General features: G+C 65.7%; 4 protein-coding genes and 1 tRNA gene. 4 read left to right on the forward strand and 1 reads right to left on the reverse strand.

The features are described 5' to 3' along the window. Positions 1–196 precede the first annotated feature (196 nt). Together mptA and C448_RS16875 are read left to right on the forward strand one after the other, a co-directional pair. Positions 197–1,123, forward strand: coding sequence for a GTP cyclohydrolase MptA (gene mptA / locus C448_RS03100; RefSeq protein WP_004051852.1), 927 nt, complete (start codon positions 197–199; stop codon positions 1,121–1,123). A gap of 66 nt (positions 1,124–1,189) precedes the next feature. After that, a complete protein-coding gene (locus tag C448_RS16875) occupies positions 1,190–1,324 on the forward strand; it encodes a hypothetical protein (RefSeq protein WP_004051853.1) in 135 nt (44 codons plus the stop codon). Here C448_RS16875 and C448_RS03105 read toward each other — a convergent pair. Further along, positions 1,321–2,127, reverse strand: a complete 807-nt coding sequence (locus tag C448_RS03105) for a TrmB family transcriptional regulator (RefSeq protein ID WP_004051854.1) — start codon at positions 2,125–2,127, stop codon at positions 1,321–1,323. The genes C448_RS16875 and C448_RS03105 overlap by 4 nt on opposite strands. A 124-nt stretch (positions 2,128–2,251) precedes the next feature. Between C448_RS03105 and C448_RS03110 the strand changes: the two genes are divergently transcribed. Both C448_RS03110 and C448_RS03115 read left to right on the forward strand, forming a co-directional pair. Continuing rightward, positions 2,252–2,752 carry an FxsA family protein gene (locus C448_RS03110; protein ID WP_004051855.1) on the forward strand — a complete coding sequence of 167 codons (501 nt, stop codon included), beginning with the start codon at positions 2,252–2,254 and terminating at the stop codon, positions 2,750–2,752. A 49-nt stretch (positions 2,753–2,801) separates the two neighbouring features. Further along, positions 2,802–2,875, forward strand: a tRNA-Ile gene (locus C448_RS03115). Positions 2,876–2,884: the final 9 nt, after the last annotated feature.

Genomic DNA, 2,884 nt, shown 5'->3' on the forward strand with positions numbered 1-2,884 from the left:
GGTCACGATCGGTGTCGCCGACGAGCCGACGCGCATCGCCGGCCCCTCGCTGGAGTTCTTCAGCGCACTCGACAAACTCGACTGACCGGACGGGGATGGCGGTGGGTGTGTGAGTGGAAAAACGGGATGGGAGAAGGGAGCAAGACTGGGGACGTTTCGCAAGGTGTAACGGGGAGGAGCACCAACGAACAGCCGAATGAGCCAGCAGCTGCCGGACGTACAGGCTGCCCAGCCAGATGTAACCGTGGGACTCAATCACGTCGGCGTCACCGGCGTCGAGAAACTCGTCAAACTCGGTCGGGAGAACAAGCGCCCGATCGTGCTGATGGCGACCTTCGAGGTGTTCGTCGACCTGCCGTCGTGGCGCAAGGGCGCGGACATGAGCCGGAACATGGAGGTCGTCGACGAGACCCTCGAAACGGCCGTCGCCGAACCCGCCTACCGCGTCGAGGACGTCTGTGGCGACGCCGCCGAGCGCCTGCTCGACAAACACGAGTACACGACCGAGGCGACCGTCGAGATGGAAGCCGAATACGTCACGCGCGAGCAGACGCCTGCGAGCGACAAGGAGACCCAGGGCACGGCGACGATCATCGCCAGCGCCTGTGCGACCGAGGAAGGCACGACCGAGGAGATCGGTGCCAGGGTCACGGGCATGACCGTCTGTCCGTGCTCGCAGGGCATGTCGGCCTCCCGCGCCCGCGAGACCCTATCCGAGTTAGGCGTCGACGACGAAACCACCGAGCAGTTCTTGGAGGAGGTACCACAGGCCGGCCACTCCCAGCGCGGACACGCGACGCTGCGCGTGAAAAGCGACGGCGCGCCCGAGGTCGACCTGCGCGATCTTATCGATGTGGCGCGCGATTCGATGAGCGCCCGTATCTACAACCTCGCCAAACGCCCCGACGAGGACCACATGACGGAGGCCGCCCACGCGAACGCGAAGTTCGTCGAGGACTGCGTGCGCGACCAGGCCGAAGGCGTCGTGAGCGAGTTCCCCGATCTCGCCGACGACGCGGTGGTGACGATGAAACAGTCGAACGACGAATCGATCCACCAGCACAACGCCCACGCCGAACGGGTCGCGACGGTCGGCCAGCTCCGATCCGAGCTCGACGACTGAATTTTTGGTGCAGATTTTTGCGAGCGCGCGGCGCGAAGCGCCGCGATCTGCGCGAACGGTGAAACCGTGAGCGCGACGCGAGCGACGCAAAACGGTGCAACTGACGGATCGATCCACCAGCACAACGCCCACGCCGAGCGGGTCGCGACGGTCGGACAGCTCCGGTCCGAACTCGACGAAGCAGCGCCGGCCGACGACTAGCCGAGGTCGAGGCGTTCGGCCCCCTCCCAGCGCGGTTCGAACTCACGGGTGATCTCGCCGGCGAAGGAGGGGTCTTTGACGTCGATCATCGCGAACAGCTGCGTGCTGTCGAGCGGGTGTGGCACCTCGATACAGGTTTCGACGCCGTCGATCACGGTGAAAGTCCGCTCGACGGCGTCGCTGATCCGCGTGCTGACGCGATCGTGGGGCAAGAGCGTGTTCACGTAGCGCTCGTTGACGGCATCGGGGAGTTCCGTAACGAGGTCGGGATGCATCAGCAGCGAGACGTCGACGCCACGATCGACGGCCGCGCCCAGTCGCTCGGTGACGCGGTTGCCGACCGATGCCGTGTCGAACTGGGCCGACAGCACCGCCGCGACGACCACCACGCTCTCCTCGGCGGCCGCGAGGCGCTCTTCGAGCAGGTCGATCGTCCCCTCGGCACCGACCGCCGCCGTCCAGAACCGTTCGTTGGCGGGTTCGCTGGCGTCGAGTTCGCAGACGAGCTCATCGACGACCTCTTCGTACTGGTCGGCCCTGGCTTCGAGTTCGCGCCGGCGGTCTTCGAGCAGCCGCGAGAGCGCCGTCTCGGGCTCGACCGCGACGTATTTCTTCGGTCGCGAGGCGCTCTGTGATCTGATGAGGCTGTGGGTCTCGATGCTCGCGAGCACGTCGTAGATGCGACCCATCGGCACGCCGCTGGCGCGTGAGAGCTCCTTTGCGGTCGTCGGACCGGTGTCGAGCAGCGCCCGGTAGACACGCGCCTCGTATTCGGAGAGACCGAGGTCGCTGAGATCAGCCATTGTCCTCCCGTTTCGGGCCACAGCAATAAACTCATCGGCAGTTCATCGGTCGGCGTCGCGGATCGGCTAATGATCCACACGCTCGTCAGGAAAGGGTTTTGCGTGCGCGACCGGTAGGGCAGCCATGCTGCTCCGGATACTCGGATTGCTCCTTCTGATCCCGCTGTTCGACATGGTGGTGCTCGTCGCCGTGGCGACACAGACGTCGCTCGGTTTCGTCGGGGCCGTGGCGCTGGTCGTTCTCACGGCGCTGATCGGCATGCTGCTCGTGCGTTCCGAGGGCCGCCACACCGCCAGGAAGATCCAGGAGCGCATCCGGAACGGCTCGCTGCCGGGCGACGAACTGCTTGACGGCGGGCTGCTCATCGCCGCGGGCGCGTTCCTGCTCACGCCGGGGTTCGTGACGGATCTCGTCGGGCTGGTGCTCGTCGTGCCGGTGACGCGCTGGCCCATCCGGAAAGCGCTCAAGCGCTGGCTCGTCATCCCGTATCTCGACCGGAAGATGGGCGGTATCGCCAGCGGCGTCGCCTACGGCGGTGGCTTCCCCGACGGAGAGGACACCTACGACGTCGATGCCGGCAGTTACGAGGTCCACGACCGCGACGGCGATACGAGTCGGGACTGAGAGCGCGAAGAGAAACGCTTACAAACCGATGGGAGCAACTACTGGTGTCGGGCCAATAGCTCAGTTAGGTTGAGCGCTCGGCTGATAACCGGGAGGTCCGCGGTTCAAATCCGCGTTGGCCCACTGTTCTTC

The organism is Halococcus morrhuae DSM 1307 (assembly GCF_000336695.1).
GTDB classification, from domain to species: Archaea; Halobacteriota; Halobacteria; order Halobacteriales; family Halococcaceae; genus Halococcus; species Halococcus morrhuae.